13 protein-coding genes and 1 tRNA gene are annotated in these 16348 nt (G+C 55.9%); all 14 read left to right on the top strand.

The window, feature by feature from the left end; translation table 11 throughout:
* Nucleotides 1-495 (top strand): EF-Tu/IF-2/RF-3 family GTPase (locus tag A3730_RS16240; RefSeq protein ID WP_255364275.1); only part of this gene is annotated, 495 nt, incomplete at its 5' end.
* A gap of 67 nt (nucleotides 496-562) precedes the next feature.
* A tRNA-Trp gene (locus tag A3730_RS16235) sits at nucleotides 563-638 on the top strand.
* Between the two features lie 43 nt (nucleotides 639-681).
* The gene (secE, locus tag A3730_RS16230) at nucleotides 682-1056 is read left to right on the top strand and encodes a preprotein translocase subunit SecE (RefSeq protein ID WP_063519592.1); all 375 of its coding nucleotides are present in this window, start codon (nucleotides 682-684) and stop codon (nucleotides 1054-1056) included.
* Nucleotides 1057-1065: 9 nt separating this feature from the next.
* Nucleotides 1066-1608: a transcription termination/antitermination protein NusG gene (nusG, locus tag A3730_RS16225; protein ID WP_039926800.1), complete on the top strand. Its 543-nt coding sequence runs from the start codon at nucleotides 1066-1068 to the stop codon at nucleotides 1606-1608.
* A gap of 113 nt (nucleotides 1609-1721) precedes the next feature.
* The gene (rplK, locus tag A3730_RS16220; RefSeq protein ID WP_007148611.1) at nucleotides 1722-2150 is read left to right on the top strand and encodes a 50S ribosomal protein L11; all 429 of its coding nucleotides are present in this window, start codon (nucleotides 1722-1724) and stop codon (nucleotides 2148-2150) included.
* A gap of 3 nt (nucleotides 2151-2153) precedes the next feature.
* Complete coding sequence (gene rplA, locus A3730_RS16215; protein WP_063519591.1) at nucleotides 2154-2849, top strand: 50S ribosomal protein L1; 696 nt, start codon at nucleotides 2154-2156, stop codon at nucleotides 2847-2849.
* A gap of 306 nt (nucleotides 2850-3155) precedes the next feature.
* Nucleotides 3156-3686: a 50S ribosomal protein L10 gene (rplJ, locus tag A3730_RS16210; RefSeq protein ID WP_063519590.1), complete on the top strand. Its 531-nt coding sequence runs from the start codon at nucleotides 3156-3158 to the stop codon at nucleotides 3684-3686.
* A gap of 65 nt (nucleotides 3687-3751) precedes the next feature.
* Entirely contained in the window at nucleotides 3752-4132 is a 381-nt protein-coding gene (gene rplL, locus A3730_RS16205; protein ID WP_063519589.1) for a 50S ribosomal protein L7/L12, read from the top strand.
* A gap of 146 nt (nucleotides 4133-4278) precedes the next feature.
* A complete protein-coding gene (gene rpoB, locus A3730_RS16200; RefSeq protein WP_063519588.1) occupies nucleotides 4279-8421 on the top strand; it encodes a DNA-directed RNA polymerase subunit beta in 4143 nt (1380 codons plus the stop codon).
* 91 nt (nucleotides 8422-8512) lie between these two features.
* Complete coding sequence (rpoC, locus tag A3730_RS16195; RefSeq protein ID WP_063538453.1) at nucleotides 8513-12715, top strand: DNA-directed RNA polymerase subunit beta'; 4203 nt, start codon at nucleotides 8513-8515, stop codon at nucleotides 12713-12715.
* A 218-nt stretch (nucleotides 12716-12933) separates the two neighbouring features.
* Complete coding sequence (gene rpsL, locus A3730_RS16190; protein WP_011587675.1) at nucleotides 12934-13305, top strand: 30S ribosomal protein S12; 372 nt, start codon at nucleotides 12934-12936, stop codon at nucleotides 13303-13305.
* Nucleotides 13306-13438: 133 nt separating this feature from the next.
* Nucleotides 13439-13909, top strand: coding sequence for a 30S ribosomal protein S7 (gene rpsG / locus A3730_RS16185; protein WP_063518893.1), 471 nt, complete (start codon nucleotides 13439-13441; stop codon nucleotides 13907-13909).
* Nucleotides 13910-13988: 79 nt separating this feature from the next.
* Entirely contained in the window at nucleotides 13989-16088 is a 2100-nt protein-coding gene (gene fusA, locus A3730_RS16180) for an elongation factor G (RefSeq protein ID WP_063520059.1), read from the top strand.
* Between the two features lie 32 nt (nucleotides 16089-16120).
* On the top strand, nucleotides 16121-16348 hold a 228-nt coding region (locus A3730_RS16175), incomplete at its 3' end, for a GTP-binding protein (protein ID WP_231883980.1).

Genomic DNA, 16348 nt, shown 5'->3' with positions numbered 1-16348 from the left:
CGTGTAGAGCGTGGCATCATCAAGGTGGGTGAAGAGCTGGAAATCGTGGGTATCAACGACACCACCAAGACCACCTGTACCGGTGTTGAGATGTTCCGCAAGCTGCTGGACGAAGGTCGCGCTGGTGAGAACGTTGGTGTTCTGCTGCGTGGTACCAAGCGTGATGAGGTTGAGCGTGGCCAGGTACTGGCCAAGCCGGGCTCCATCAAGCCGCACACCAAGTTCGTTGCTGAGGTGTATGTCCTGAGCAAAGACGAAGGTGGTCGCCACACTCCGTTCTTCAATGGCTACCGTCCGCAGTTCTACTTCCGTACGACTGACGTGACAGGTGCATGTACTCTGCCGGAAGGTACCGAAATGGTAATGCCGGGCGATAACGTGCAGATGGACGTTGAGCTGATCGCTCCGATCGCCATGGAAGATGGCCTGCGCTTCGCGATTCGCGAAGGTGGCCGTACCGTTGGCGCCGGCGTGGTAGCTAAAATCACCGAGTAAGTTTTACGGTGATAAAGGGTGGCGGGCGTGCCCGTCACCCTGTTTTGTTTCAGGTTTAAAGAGTTACAGGCCAGTAGTTCAATTGGTAGAGCACCGGTCTCCAAAACCGGCTGTTGGGGGTTCGAGTCCCTCCTGGCCTGCCAATTTTCCCAAAACTGCCACTCAGGTGGTGGGGTGCATCGTCAGATGAGCGAGAAAACAGAAGCGCGTTCCGGCTCTGCCGCCTTTGAGGCGGTGAAGTGGTTGTTGGTTGTGGGGTTTGTTGCTGCGGCCGTAGTGGGCAATAGCTATTTCTCCGACCAGGCAGCCCTGTATCGGGTGATCGGTGTTGTTGCTGTTTCTCTGGTGGCGGTGTTTGTTGCTCTGCAAACTGAGCAGGGCAAAGCGTTCAACCAGTTGCGCAAGGATTCTCTGGTCGAGCTTCGCAAGATTGTGTGGCCGACGCGTCAGGAAACCTTGCAAACCACGCTGATTGTTCTGGTCTTTGTTGTGATTGTGGCCCTGTTGCTGTTTGTGCTCGACTGGATTCTCGGTGGGCTCATGTCCTGGGTTATTGGCTAAGGGGTAAGCATGGCAAAGCGCTGGTACGTAGTACACGCCTATTCAGGTTTCGAGAAATACGTAAAACGTGCTCTTGAGGAGCGCGTTAAATTGCGTTCTATGGAAGAGCTTTTTGGTGAAATTCTGGTTCCCACTGAGGAAGTGGTGGAGATCAAGGGTGGCCAAAAACGCAAATCCGAGCGCAAGTTCTTCCCGGGTTACGTTCTGGTGCAAATGGAGATGTGTGATGACTCCTGGCACCTGATCAAGGAAACCCCGAAGGTGATGGGCTTTATTGGTGAAGATCCGAAAAATCCGGGTCGTGTTTCGCCCATTACCCAGAAAGAGGCGGATGCCATTCTGCGTCGTATGGATGATGCAGTTGAGAAGCCGAAGCCGAAGACATTGTTTGAAGCGGGTGAAGTGGTTCGTGTTAACGACGGTCCTTTCGCTGACTTCAACGGTGTGATCGAAGAAGTGAATTACGAGAAGAGCCGTCTGCAGGTGGCTGTGATGATCTTCGGTCGGTCCACACCGGTTGAGCTGGAGTTCGGTCAGGTCGAAAAGACCTGATTGGAATCAGCGTTTAAATTAGGTGCCCTGGTCGCTGAGAGGTGGCCGGGGTGTTTTGACAACCTGAGGGGAGCCCGCCATAGGCGCGGCGTTCGCACCCAAGGAGTCTTAAAATGGCGAAGAAAGTACAAGCCTACATCAAGCTGCAGGTTGCAGCGGGTCAGGCTAACCCGTCACCGCCGGTTGGTCCTGCTCTGGGTCAGCACGGTGTGAACATCATGGAGTTCTGTAAGGCGTTTAACGCCCAGACTCAGCAGCTGGATGCCGGTGCGCCGGTTCCGGTCGTGATCACCGTTTACAACGATCGCTCCTTTACCTTCACCATGAAGACGCCGCCGGCGGCTTACCTGCTGAAGAAAGCGGCTGGTATCAAGAGCGGTTCCGGTGAGCCGAACACCAAGAAAGTGGGCAAGGTAACCCGTGCGCAGCTGGAAGAGATCGCCAAGGCCAAAGAGCCGGATCTGACTGCTGCGGACCTGGATGCCGCTGTGCGCACTATCGCGGGTTCTGCCCGTTCCATGGGCCTGGATGTGGAGGGTTAACCAATGGCTAAACTGTCTAAGCGTAACCGTGCCATCCGCGAGAAGGTTGAAGCGGGCAAGCTGTACCCGGTTGAGGAAGCGGTCGCACTGCTGGCTGAGCTTTCTGCCGTGAAATTCAAAGAGTCTGTGGACGTGGCGGTAAACCTGGGTGTTGACCCACGTAAATCCGATCAGAACGTTCGTGGTGCTTCTGTTCTGCCTCACGGTACCGGCAAGACTGTCCGTGTTGCCGTGTTTGCCCAGGGCGCAAAGGCTGAAGAAGCCAAAGAGGCGGGCGCAGACGTTGTTGGTTTTGACGATCTGGCCGAGAAGGTTCAGGCGGGCGAGCTCGATTTTGACGTTGTCATTGCTTCCCCGGACGCGATGCGCGTTGTCGGCAAGCTGGGCACCATTCTGGGTCCCCGCGGTCTGATGCCGAACCCGAAAGTTGGTACCGTGACTCCTGATGTTGCCCAGGCGGTTAAAAACGCCAAGGGTGGTCAGGTGCGTTACCGTACCGATAAGGGCGGGATTATTCATTGCACCGTCGGCCAGGTGGGTTTCGACTCCAGCGCCATCAAGGAAAATGTGGAAGCGTTGATTGCTGACCTGAAGAAGGCCAAGCCATCTTCCGCCAAAGGGGCTTACTTCAAGAAAGTTACCTTGTCTACCACCATGGGTCCCGGTCTGTCCATCGATCCGGCATCCCTGGCAATGTAAGTAGTTTCGATCCTGTCGCACGGCAGGATCAAAAGGGCTTTGATCCCGGTGTCGCGTCTCTTGCAGTGAGCGATGCCGGGGCGTCAAAGACCGCAGGTTTTCGGTGTGTTTTGGTGTCTGCCTTCATGAGGTAAGTAGGCCGCCGGAATTAAGGGGTAACCGCCTGCGCAGGCGCGGTAGTTGTTTCCTGATTTGCTCAGGTTGTGGCTCCGCGATAATGGCCGGGAAACCGGCTCTGGCGACCGCCTCGAAATCAGATTGCAGTCGATTTTGACGGTTAATGTTTGTGAATCCAGGAGGTACATCATGCCTTTGAATCTGGAGGACAAACGAGCGATTGTTGCTTCGGTTAATGCTGTTGCTACTGAAGCGCTGTCTGCTGTGGTTGCTGACTATCGTGGTCTCACTGTTTCTCAGATGACTGAGTTGCGTAGTAAGGCCCGTGAAACCGGCGTGTACCTGAAAGTAGTACGGAACACGCTGGCGAAGTTCGCCGTGAAAGACACTGAATTCGAGTGTCTGAACGATGCACTGGTTGGCCCCACTGTTTTGGCTTTTTCCCAGGATGATCCGGGCGCTGCTGCTCGCCTCATCAAGGATTTCGCCAAAGACCATGACGCGCTGGAAGTAAAAGCTCTGGCCGTGGGTGGCGTAACTTATGGTGCTCAGGATATCGATGTCCTGGCCAAGTTGCCGACTCGCGACGAAGCAATTTCTCAGCTCATGTCCGTTATGCAGGCCCCGGTGGCCAAGTTTGTTCGTACCCTCAACGAGGTGCCCGGCAAATTTGTTCGTACGGTTGCTGCAGTCAAGGACCAGAAACAGAGTGCTGCCTGATTTTTCAGGTTGCGTAACTACCCGATCCAATCGGATCACCAAAGTGGTGATTTAGGAGATTGAAAATGGCCGTTTCCAAAGAAGATATCCTCGGCGCTATCGCCGATATGAGTGTTATGGACCTCGTTGAACTGATCGATGCCATGGAAGAGAAATTCGGCGTAACTGCCGCTGCTGCTGTTGCTGCTGCTCCTGCAGCTGGCGCTGGCGATGCTGGTGGTGCCGCTGAAGAGCAAACCGAGTTTGACGTTGTTCTGACCGGTTTCGGTGACAAGAAAGTTGGCGTGATCAAGGCTGTCCGTGAAGTGACTGGCCTGGGTCTGAAAGAAGCCAAAGAGCTGGTTGAAGGCGCTCCTGCTCCTGTTAAGGAAGGCGCTGCCAAAGACGAAGCCGAAGAGATCAAGAAAAAGATCGAAGAGGCTGGCGGTACTGCCGAGCTCAAGTAAGCGCATTGGCGCTATGTCTTTCTGCGGTTTCGCAGAAAGGCGCCGGCTGGCAGCTTTTTGGCTGCCAGCCTTTTGTCGTTTCTGTATGAAGGGTTTCATGCAGAAATATCACCACAGGGTGATAGGTCAACAGCTGAGGAACGCAGATGGCATACTCATTCACTGAGAAAAAGCGGATCCGCAAAGATTTCGGCAAGCTTCCGAAAGTTATGGAGGTGCCTTATCTCCTGGCGATACAGCTCGATTCTTACCGTAAATTCCTGCAGCAGGATAAGAGCTCAGAAGAACGCCTTGAAGAAGGCCTGGAAGCCGCTTTCCGATCGGTATTTCCGATCGCCAGTTATTCAGGAAATGCAGCGCTGGAGTATGCCGGCTACGAGTTCGGCAAACCCGTTTTTGATGTAAAAGAATGCATCATTCGCGGTACTACCTACGCGGCGCCATTGCGTGTGCGTATTCGTCTGGTGATTTACGATCGTGAATCATCCGGGGCGATCAAGGATATTCGTGAACAACAGGTCTACATGGGTGAAATTCCCCTGATGACCGAAAACGGTACCTTCGTTATCAATGGTACCGAGCGTGTAATCGTGTCCCAGCTGCACCGGTCTCCCGGTGTGTTCTTCGACCACGATAAAGGCAAGACTCACTCCTCCGGCAAGCTGCTCTATTCTGCCCGGGTGATTCCTTACCGTGGTTCCTGGCTGGACTTTGAATTCGATCCCAAAGACCAGGTCTTTGTCCGGATCGACCGTCGCCGCAAATTGCCGGCGACCATCCTGCTGCGTGCGTTGGGTTACACCTCCGACGAAGTGTTGGAGATGTTCTTCGACACCAATGAAATCGCAGTGGAAGACGGCATTTACCGTATGAAGCTGGTGCCGGAGCGTCTGCGTGGTGAAACCGCGACCTTCGATATCCTGGCGGACGGTGAAGTCGTGGTGGAGCGTGGCCGTCGTATCACCGCGCGTCACATTCGCCAGCTGGAAAAGGCTAATATTGAGTACCTGGAAATTCCTGCCGAATACCTGCAGGGCAAGTACCTGGCCAAATCCATCATCGATCAGGACACCGGCGAGATCCTGGTGGAGTGTAACACCGAGCTGACAGCGGAAACGCTGGAGAAGCTGGAACAGGGCGGAATTACCGATTTCGAAACCCTGTACACCAACGATCTGGACAACGGCCCGTTCATGGCCGACACCCTGCGTGCTGATCCGACCCGTACGCCGCTTGAGGCGCTGGTCGAAATTTACCGCATGATGCGCCCGGGTGAGCCGCCCACCAAGGAAGCGGCTGAGAACCTGTTCAAGAATCTGTTCTTCACCGACGAACGTTATGACCTGTCCGGTGTTGGCCGGATGAAGTTTAACCGTCGTCTCGGTCGTGAAGATGAAACCGGTCCTGGCATCCTCTATGACGGCCGCTACTTCAGTGCCCGCTCCGATGAGGAAGGCAAGCAGTACTTCGAACAAATGGGCGGGGAAACCTCCGACATTATCGAAGTGCTGAGAACCCTGGTAGATATCCGCAACGGTAACGGCGTGGTCGATGACATCGATCACCTGGGTAACCGTCGTGTGCGTTCCGTGGGTGAAATGGCCGAGAACCAGTTCCGTGTCGGTCTGGTGCGTGTGGAGCGTGCGGTCAAGGAGCGTCTGAGTCTGGCGGAATCCGAAGGCCTGATGCCGCAGGATCTGATCAATTCCAAGCCGGTGGCCGCTGCCGTGAAAGAGTTCTTTGGCTCTTCCCAGCTGTCCCAGTTCATGGATCAGAACAACCCACTGTCCGAGATTACGCACAAGCGTCGTGTCTCCGCGTTGGGTCCGGGTGGTCTGACCCGTGAGCGTGCCGGCTTTGAGGTTCGCGACGTACACCCGACTCATTACGGTCGTGTATGTCCGATCGAGACCCCTGAAGGTCCGAACATCGGTCTGATCAACTCCCTGGCCACCTATGCCCGCGCCAACGAGTATGGTTTCCTCGAGTCTCCGTACCTGAAGGTTATCGACGGCAAGGTCAGCGAAGAAATCGAATATCTGTCCGCGATTGAAGAAGCCGAGTGCGTGATTGCGCAGGTAGACGCGAAAATGACTGAGGACGGCGGTTTCGAAGAAGACTTCGTTACTGTGCGTCACCGTTACGAATTTACCGTGATGGAACGTGACACCATTACCCATATGGATGTCTCTCCCCGTCAGGTGGTATCCGTGGCCGCGTCCCTGATCCCGTTCCTTGAGCACGATGATGCGAACCGTGCCTTGATGGGCTCCAACATGCAGCGTCAGGCTGTGCCCACCCTGCGTGCTGACAAGCCGTTGGTCGGTACTGGTTTTGAGCGTCATGTGGCCCGCGATTCCGGTGTCTGTGTGGTTGCCACCCGTGGCGGTATCGTCGACAAGGTGGATGCGTCCCGGATCATCGTGAAAGTGAACGATGACGAAGTGAGCGAAGGTGAAGCGGGTGTAGATATCTACAACCTGACCAAATACACCCGCTCCAACCAGAACACCTGCATCAACCAGCGTCCGCTGGTGAAAGTGGGTGATCGGGTTGCTGCCCGCGACATCATGGCTGACGGTCCGTCCGTTGACATGGGTGAGCTGGCCCTGGGCCAGAACATGCGCGTGGCGTTCATGCCCTGGAATGGTTACAACTTCGAGGATTCCATCCTCATCTCCGAGAAAGTGGTGAAGGAAGACCGGTTTACCTCCATCCACATTCAGGAGCTGACCTGTATCGCCCGTGATACCAAGTTGGGTCCGGAAGAGATTACCGCTGATATTCCCAATGTTGGCGAAGCCGCGCTGTCCAAACTGGATGAATCCGGCATCGTGTACATTGGTGCGGAAGTGGAAGCTGGCGACATTCTGGTGGGCAAGGTAACGCCGAAGGGCGAGACCCAGCTAACCCCGGAAGAAAAGCTGTTGCGTGCCATCTTCGGTGAGAAAGCCTCTGACGTGAAGGATACCTCCCAGCGAGTGTCTTCCGGCGTTAAGGGCACCATCATCGACGTACAGGTATTTACCCGCGACGGCGTGGAAAAAGATGAGCGTGCCCGTCAGATCGAGCAGGCTGCCCTTGAGCAGTTCCGCAAGGATTTGAAAGACGAGTACCGTATTCTCGAGCAGGATATTCTGGAGCGTCTGCGTACCGTCATGGTGGGCAAGAAGGTCAATGGCGGCGCCGGCTTCAAGCGTGGTGCCGAGATGACCGGCGAGATCCTGGATGGCCTGGATGCCGAGAAATGGTTCGAACTGCGCCCGGCCGACGATGATGTGGCTGAACAGCTTGAGCGCGCCCAGCAGTACCTGGAGCAGCACAAGAAAGAGCAGGACGAGCGCTACAAGGACAAGCAGGCCAAGATCTCCGGTGGTGATGATCTGGCTCACGGCGTCCTGAAAGTGGTCAAGGTTTATCTGGCGATCAAACGTCGCATCCAGCCCGGTGACAAGATGGCCGGCCGTCACGGTAACAAGGGTGTGATCTCCGTGATCATGCCGGAAGAAGATATGCCGTATGACGAGAACGGTGTGCCGGTGGATGTGGTGTTGAACCCGCTGGGTGTACCGTCGCGTATGAACGTGGGGCAGATTCTGGAGACCCACCTGGGGTGGGCGGCGAAAGGTCTTGGTGAGCGTATCGGCGAAATGCTGGCCGAGCAGAAGAAGATTGCGGATATTCGTGTCTTCCTCGACAAGATCTACAACAAGGCCGGTGCCGGTGGTACTCCGGAAGACCTGGACAGCTTCAGCGATGATGAGATCATTGATCTGGCCAAGAATCTGGTAGGCGGCGTGCCTATGGCCACTGCGGTATTCGACGGTGCCAAAGAGTTCGAGATCAAGGAACTGCTGGAACTGGCAGGCCACGACCGTTCCGGTCAGGTGCAGCTGTGGGATGGTCGTACCGGTGAAGCCTTCGACCGCAAGGTGACCGTGGGCTACATGTACATGCTCAAGTTGAACCACCTGGTGGACGACAAGATGCATGCCCGTTCCACCGGTTCCTACAGCCTGGTTACCCAGCAGCCGCTGGGTGGTAAGGCGCAGTTCGGTGGTCAGCGTTTCGGTGAGATGGAAGTGTGGGCGCTGGAAGCCTATGGCGCCGCTTACACCTTGCAGGAAATGCTCACTGTTAAATCCGATGACGTGAATGGCCGTACCCGCGTTTACAAGAACATCGTGGATGGTGATCACCGCATGGATCCGGGTATGCCGGAATCCTTCAACGTATTGCTGAAGGAAATCCGTTCGCTTGGTATCAATATCGAGCTGGAAAACGACTAAGGCAGTGGGCTCCGCCGGGTAACGACGGAGCCACTGTGTACCCGGGTTTAGGAAAGAATCTAGAGCGAAAGCTCACTACGGAGGACTGGCCTTGAAAGACTTGCTGAATTTGCTCAAAAGTCAGGGACAAGTCACGGAGTTCGACAAGATCCGCATCGCGCTTGCGCCGCCGGATCTGATCCGCTCCTGGTCTTTTGGTGAAGTGAAAAAGCCTGAGACCATTAACTACCGCACGTTCAAGCCTGAGCGTGATGGTCTGTTTTGTGCGCGAATCTTTGGTCCGATCAAGGACTACGAATGCCTGTGCGGTAAGTACAAGCGTTTAAAGCATCGTGGCGTTATCTGTGAGAAGTGTGGCGTTGAAGTCACCCTCTCCAAGGTGCGTCGTGAGCGCATGGGGCACATCGAACTGGCGAGCCCCACCGCGCACATCTGGTTCCTGAAGTCACTGCCGTCCCGTATCGGCCTGATGCTGGATATGACCCTGCGTGATATCGAGCGTGTGCTGTACTTCGAATCCTTTGTCGTGACTGAGCCGGGCATGACCACGCTGGAGCGTGGGCAGCTGCTCACCGATGAAGAATACTTCGACTCCCTGGAAGAATTCGGTGACGAATTCGAAGCCAAGATGGGTGCCGAGGCTGTGCAGCAGCTGCTGATGGAGTTGGATCTGGTTGAAGAAATCAAGATCCTGCGTGAGGAAGTGGAATCCACTAACTCCGACACCAAGCTGAAGAAGCTCTCCAAGCGTCTGAAGTTGATGGAAGCCTTCAAGGATTCCGGCAACGCGCCTGAGTGGATGATTCTCACCGTGCTGCCGGTTCTGCCGCCGGATCTGCGTCCGCTGGTGCCGCTGGACGGTGGCCGTTTCGCCACCTCCGACCTGAACGATCTGTACCGCCGGGTGATCAACCGGAACAACCGCCTCAAGCGTCTGCTGGACCTGAGTGCGCCGGACATCATCGTGCGTAACGAAAAGCGTATGCTGCAGGAATCTGTGGATGCGCTGCTGGATAACGGCCGCCGCGGCCGTGCCATCACCGGTTCCAACAAGCGTCCGCTGAAGTCCCTTGCCGACATGATCAAGGGTAAGCAGGGTCGTTTCCGTCAGAACCTGCTCGGTAAGCGTGTTGATTACTCCGGTCGTTCCGTGATCGTGGTAGGCCCGACTCTCAAGCTGCACGAGTGTGGCCTGCCCAAGAAAATGGCGCTGGAGCTGTTCAAGCCGTTCATCTTTGCCAAGCTGGAAGGTCGTGGTCTGGCGACCACCATCAAGGCGGCCAAGAAAATGGTCGAGCGCGAAACTGCCGAGGTGTGGGATATCCTCGCCGAAGTGATTCGCGAACACCCGGTGATGCTGAACCGTGCACCGACCCTTCACCGTCTCGGTATCCAGGCGTTCGAGCCGGTACTGATTGAAGGCAAGGCGATTCAGTTGCACCCGCTGGTGTGTGCGGCCTTCAACGCCGACTTCGATGGTGACCAGATGGCGGTGCACGTACCGCTGACCCTGGAAGCCCAGCTCGAAGCCCGTGCGCTGATGATGTCCACCAACAACATCCTGTCTCCGGCCAATGGTGAGCCCATCATCGGACCGACCCAGGACGTGGTGCTGGGCCTGTACTACATCAGCCGTGAGCGTGTGAACGCCCAGGGCGAAGGTCAGGTCTTTGCCGACACCAAGGAAGTGATGCGTGCCCTGGCCAACAAGCAGGTGCACCTGCACGCCCGGGTTAAAGTGCGTGTCCACGAAGTGGTGAAAGACCAGCAAGGTAACGTGGAAGAGCGTACCTTCATCGTCGATACCACGCCGGGTCGCTGTAAACTGTGGGATATCGTGCCGGCGGGTCTGGGCTACGAGATGGTCAACCAGAACATGACCAAGAAGGCCATTAGCAAGCTGCTGAACACCTGCTACCGTATCCTGGGTACCAAAGAGACCTGCATCTTTGCTGACCAGCTGATGTACCTGGGCTTCCGTGAAGCCACCCTGTCCGGTTCCTCCATTGGTGTGGAAGACATGGTGATCCCGGATGCCAAGTACACCATGATCGACGCTGCCGAAGAGGAAGTGCGCGAGATCGAGGAGCAGTTCGCTTCCGGTCTGGTAACCCGCGGTGAGCGTTACAACAAGGTCGTGGATATCTGGGCGCGGACCAATGACCAGATCGCCAAGGCGATGATGGAGAACCTGAAAGTCGAAGTGGTGAAGAACCGCGAAGGCAAGGACGAAGAGCAGGGCTCCTTCAACTCCATCTTCATGATGGCCGATTCCGGGGCGCGGGGTTCTGCGGCCCAGATTCGTCAGCTGGCCGGTATGCGTGGTCTGATGGCCAAGCCGGATGGCTCCATTATCGAAACGCCTATTACCAGTAACTTCCGTGAAGGTCTGAACGTACTCCAGTACTTCATCTCTACTCACGGGGCGCGTAAAGGTCTGGCGGATACTGCACTGAAAACAGCGAACTCCGGTTACCTGACTCGTCGTCTGGTGGATGTGGCGCAGGATCTGGTGATCAACGAGAACGATTGCGGCACTGAAGAAGGCCTGCTGATGACACCGCTGATTGAAGGTGGTGACGTGGTAGAGCCGCTGCGCGAACGTGTTCTCGGTCGTGTGGTTGCCCGTGACGTGATGAACCCGCTGAATCTGGACGAAGTGGCGGTGGAAGCCGGCACCCTGCTGGACGAAGTCTGGGTTGAGCAGCTGGAAACCATGGGTGTGGACGAAGTGCTGGTGCGCTCGCCGATTACCTGTGCCACCCGCTGGGGTGTGTGTGCCACCTGTTACGGTCGTGATCTGGCCCGTGGTCATCAGGTGAATGTGGGCGAGGCTGTTGGTGTTATTGCGGCGCAGTCCATTGGTGAGCCGGGTACCCAGCTGACCATGCGTACCTTCCACATTGGTGGTGCGGCAAGCCGGGCCTCTGCGGTGTCCAGCATCCAGATCAAGCACGGCGGTAAGGTGCGTTTCCACAATGCCAAGCACGTGCAGCACAAGGATGGCCTGGTGATCGTGTCACGTTCTGCTGATCTGGCCGTTGCCGATGAGCTGGGCCGTGAGCGTGAACGTTACAAGCTGCCCTACGGTGCCACCGTGACCGTGAATGAAGGTGACGAAGTGGGTGGTGGTCAGGTTGTTGCAACCTGGGATCCACACACGCACCCGATTATCGCGGAAGTGGAAGGTAAGGTTCAGTTCGGTGATATGGAAGAAGGTATCACTGTAAACCACCAGACCGACGAGCTGACCGGCCTGACCAATATCGAAGTGCTCGGTTCCCAGAATCGCCCGTCTGCCGGTAAGGACATGCGTCCGGTAATCCGGGTAGTGGACAGCAAGGGCAAAGCCGTTGTGATGCCCAACACTGATATGCCGGCGCAGTACTTCCTGCCGGGCGGTGCGCTGTGTGGCCTGAAGGATGGCGCCAGCATCGGTGTGGGTGATGTGATTGCGCGGATTCCCCAGGAATCCTCCAAGACCCGTGACATCACTGGTGGTTTGCCCCGCGTTGCGGATCTGTTCGAAGCCCGTAACCCGAAAGAAGCCGCCATCCTGGCCGAGAAGACTGGTACCGTGTCCTTCGGTAAAGAAACCAAAGGCAAGGTTCGCTTGGTGATAACACCGGATAACAGTGATGACAATTACGAAGAACTGATTCCCAAGTGGCGTCAGCTCAACGTGTTTGAAGGTGAGCGGGTAGAGAAGGGTGAAGTGGTCTCTGATGGTCCGCTGAACCCCCACGATATCCTGCGCCTGAAAGGTGAATCCGAGCTGGCCCGTTACATCGTTAACGAAGTGCAGGAGGTTTACCGCCTGCAGGGTGTGAAGATCAATGACAAACACATTGAAACGATCATCCGCCAGATGCTGCGCAAAGTAGAGATCCTGGAAGTGGGTGAGTCTCACTTCATCAAGGGTGAGCAGGCAGAATATGCCCGCGTCATGGAAGAGGTCGACCGTCTGAAAGCCGAAGACAAGATGCTGCCGCAATATCAGCGTCTGTTGTTGGGTATCACCAAGGCTTCCCTGGCCACCGAGTCCTTCATCTCTGCAGCGTCTTTCCAGGAAACCACCCGCGTTCTCACCGAAGCGGCGGTAACCGGCAAGGAAGACGACCTGCGTGGCCTGAAAGAGAACGTGGTTGTGGGTCGTCTGATCCCGGCCGGTACCGGCTATGCCTACCACATGGACCGTCGCCGCCAGCGTGCTGACGCACGCGGGCCGGAAGCGCCGACCATGGACGAGGTGGAAGCGGCTCTGTCCGAGGCGCTTAGCTCCTCCGACGAGTAGTGCGGGCGTTTTCTTGACCCGATAATGGCGCCCGCACAAGTGGCTGGTGCCATTTCGCCCCTTCGGGGGCAACCGTAGAGATTCTCCGGCGCCTTGACGGGATGCCGGAGGCTCCCTACAATCGCTGCCCCCCATGGTTTCATGGGCGGTAATTGGGTGGCAGGGGCCGTAAACTGACGGTTTTTGTCACAGAACTGTAAGCGTGAGGCAGTAGTTTCATGGCAACTGTAAACCAGCTGGTGCGCAAGCCGCGCAAAAGCAAGGTAGAAAAGAGCGACTCCGTAGCCCTGCAGGGCTGCCCCCAGCGTCGCGGCGTTTGCACTCGGGTGTATACCACTACTCCGAAGAAGCCGAACTCCGCGCTGCGTAAAGTGTGTCGTGTGCGTCTGACCAACGGTTATGAAGTCTCTTCCTACATTGGTGGTGAAGGGCATAACCTGCAGGAGCACTCCGTAGTGTTGATCCGTGGCGGTCGTGTAAAAGACCTTCCCGGTGTTCGCTACCACACCGTACGTGGCACCCTGGATACGGCAGGCGTGCAGGACCGCAAACAGCGTCGCTCCAAGTATGGCGCCAAGCGTCCTAAGTAATACCCAGCTACCTTTTCTGAATGCCGTAGCCCGTGTGGCTGCGGAGGGATGAGTAAGGTCCGGACGGCATGCCGTTCCGGAGTCACCTGAAGCTTTCCCCGCCCAAAGCGGGAATGTTAGAGGAACACATCCGATGCCAAGACGTCGCGTTGTCGCCAAACGGGAGATCCTGCCGGATCCGAAGTTTGGAAGCCAGATTCTGGCCAAGTTCATGAACCATGTAATGGTCAGTGGTAAAAAGTCTGTATCCGAGCGTATTGTTTACGGTGCGCTGGATATTATCACCGAACGCAAAGGGGCTGATTCCCTGGAGATGTTCGAAAAGGCGCTGGACAATATCCGTCCTGCCGTCGAGGTAAAGAGCCGCCGTGTTGGTGGTGCGACTTACCAGGTTCCTGTTGAGGTTCGTCCCAGCCGTCGTACTGCTCTGGCAATGCGCTGGTTGGTTGATGCTGCACGTAAGCGTGGTGAGAAGAGCATGCCTGCTCGTCTGGCCGGCGAAGTGATGGATGCCGCTGAAGGCAAAGGCGCTGCGATGAAGAAACGTGAAGACGTGCATCGTATGGCCGAGGCCAACAAGGCCTTCTCCCACTTCCGCTTCTAAAGGCAGAAGACAAGCGAGTGAAACCGGCCTGTGTACAGGCCGGTTTTTGTATTTGAACCAGTGAATCGAGGTTAGCACCGTGGCTCGTAAGACTCCTCTTAATCGCTATCGCAACATCGGTATCTGTGCGCACGTAGATGCGGGCAAGACCACTACTACCGAGCGTATTCTTTTCTACACCGGTGTGTCTCACAAAATTGGTGAGGTGCACGACGGTGCTGCCACCATGGACTGGATGGAGCAGGAACAGGAGCGTGGTATTACCATTACCTCCGCTGCGACCACCACTTTCTGGCAGGGCATGGACCAGCAGTACGATCAGCACCGTATCAACATCATTGATACCCCCGGGCACGTTGACTTCACTATTGAAGTAGAGCGTTCCTTGCGTGTACTCGATGGTGCCGTGGTGGTGTTCTGTGGTTCTTCCGGCGTTGAGCCGCAGTCCGAGACTGTATGGCGCCAGGCCAATAAATATGAAGTGCCGCGTATTGTGTTCGTCAACAAGATGGACCGCGCTGGCGCAGATTTTGACTCCGTTTGTAACCAGATTCGCAAGCGTCTGGGTGCTTCCGTTGTGCCGATTCAGTACAACATCGGTACGGAAGATAACTTCAAGGGTGTTGTCGACCTGATCCGGATGAAGGCTATCTACTGGAACGAAGACGACATGGGGATGACCTACGAAGAGAAGGACATCCCGGACGACATCAAGGCGCGTTGTGACGAGCTCCGTGAGCAAATGACGGAAGCGGCAGCAGAAGGCTCTGAAGAGCTGATGGAAAAGTACCTGGAAGAAGGTGACCTTTCCAATGACGATATCAAGGCGGGTCTGCGTAAGCAGGTTCTGGCCAACGAAATCGTTCTCGGCTTGTGTGGTTCCGCGTTCAAAAACAAGGGCGTTCAGGCGCTGCTCGACGCAGTTATCGAATTCCTGCCGGCCCCGGATGAAGTAAAAGCTATCCAGGGTGTGCTGCCGGATGGCGAAACCGTGGAAGCGCGTAAGTCTTCCGACGATGAGCCGTTCTCTGCGCTGGCTTTCAAGATCGCTACCGACCCGTTTGTGGGGTCTCTGACCTTCATTCGTGTCTACTCCGGTGTGCTGAATTCCGGTGATAGCGTGATGAACTCCGTACGCGAGAAGAAAGAGCGTGTGGGGCGTTTGCTGCAAATGCACGCAAACAGCCGTGAAGAAATCAAGGAAGTACTGGCGGGTGATATCGCGGCCTGTGTTGGCATGAAGGACGTCACTACCGGTGACACCCTGTGTGACATGAAGAGCCCGATCGTTCTGGAACGTATGGAATTCCCGGATCCGGTAATCTCCGTTGCTGTGGAGCCCAAGTCCAAGGCAGACCAGGAAAAAATGGGTCTGGCGCTGGGTCGTCTCGCGCAGGAAGATCCGTCTTTCCGTGTGAAGACCGACGAAGAAACCGGCCAGACCATTATCTCTGGCATGGGCGAGCTGCACCTGGATATTCTCGTGGATCGCATGAAGCGTGAATTCAAGGTGGAAGCGAATATCGGTGCGCCGCAGGTGGCATACCGCGAAACCTTCACCCGTGCTGCGGACGTGGACGGTAAGTTCGTGAAGCAGTCCGGCGGTCGTGGTCAATACGGTCACGTTAAGGTCAAGTTTGAGCCTATCGATCGTGATGAAGAGTTCCAGTTCGAGGAACAGATTCACGGTGGTTCCGTACCCAAGGAATACTTTGGTGCGGTACAGAAGGGTATCGATGAACAGCTGCAAGCCGGTGTGCTGGCGGGCTACCCGATTCTGGGCGTGAAAGCGACTCTGTACGATGGTTCCTACCACGAGGTGGATTCCAACGAAAACGCTTTCCGTATGGCGGGTGCCCTGGCTGTGAAGAACGCAGCCAAGGAAGCCGGTGCGGTACTGCTTGAGCCGATGATGAAGGTAGAAGCGGTAACCCCGGAAGACTACATGGGTGACGTGATGGGTGACTTGAACCGTCGCCGTGGTATCGTTCAGGGCATGGAAGACACCATGGCCGGCAAGATTATTCGTGCCGAGGTGCCTTTGTCTGAAATGTTCGGTTACGCTACTGATCTGCGTTCCATGTCTCAGGGTCGTGCCAGCTACTCCATGGAGTTCCTGAAGTACGCTGAGGCACCAAAGAATATCGCTGATGAAGTCATCAGCGGCAAGAAATCTTAAATTTACGGTTAATTTGTTAAAGGTATAGAGCCGTGGCTAAGGAAAAGTTCGAACGTAATAAACCGCACGTAAACGTAGGCACCATCGGTCACGTTGACCATGGTAAAACCACCCTGACTGCCGCGCTGACCCGCGTGTGTGCAGAAGTCTGGGGCGGTAGCGCCATTGCTTTCGATGGTATTGATAATGCCCCGGAAGAGCGTGAGCGTGGTATTACCATCGCGACCTCACACGTAGAGTACGATTCTCCGACTCGTCAC

The sequence above is a fragment of the Alcanivorax sp. HI0044 genome (genome assembly GCF_001634945.1).
This window is presented reverse-complemented; position numbering and strand designations above follow the sequence as displayed.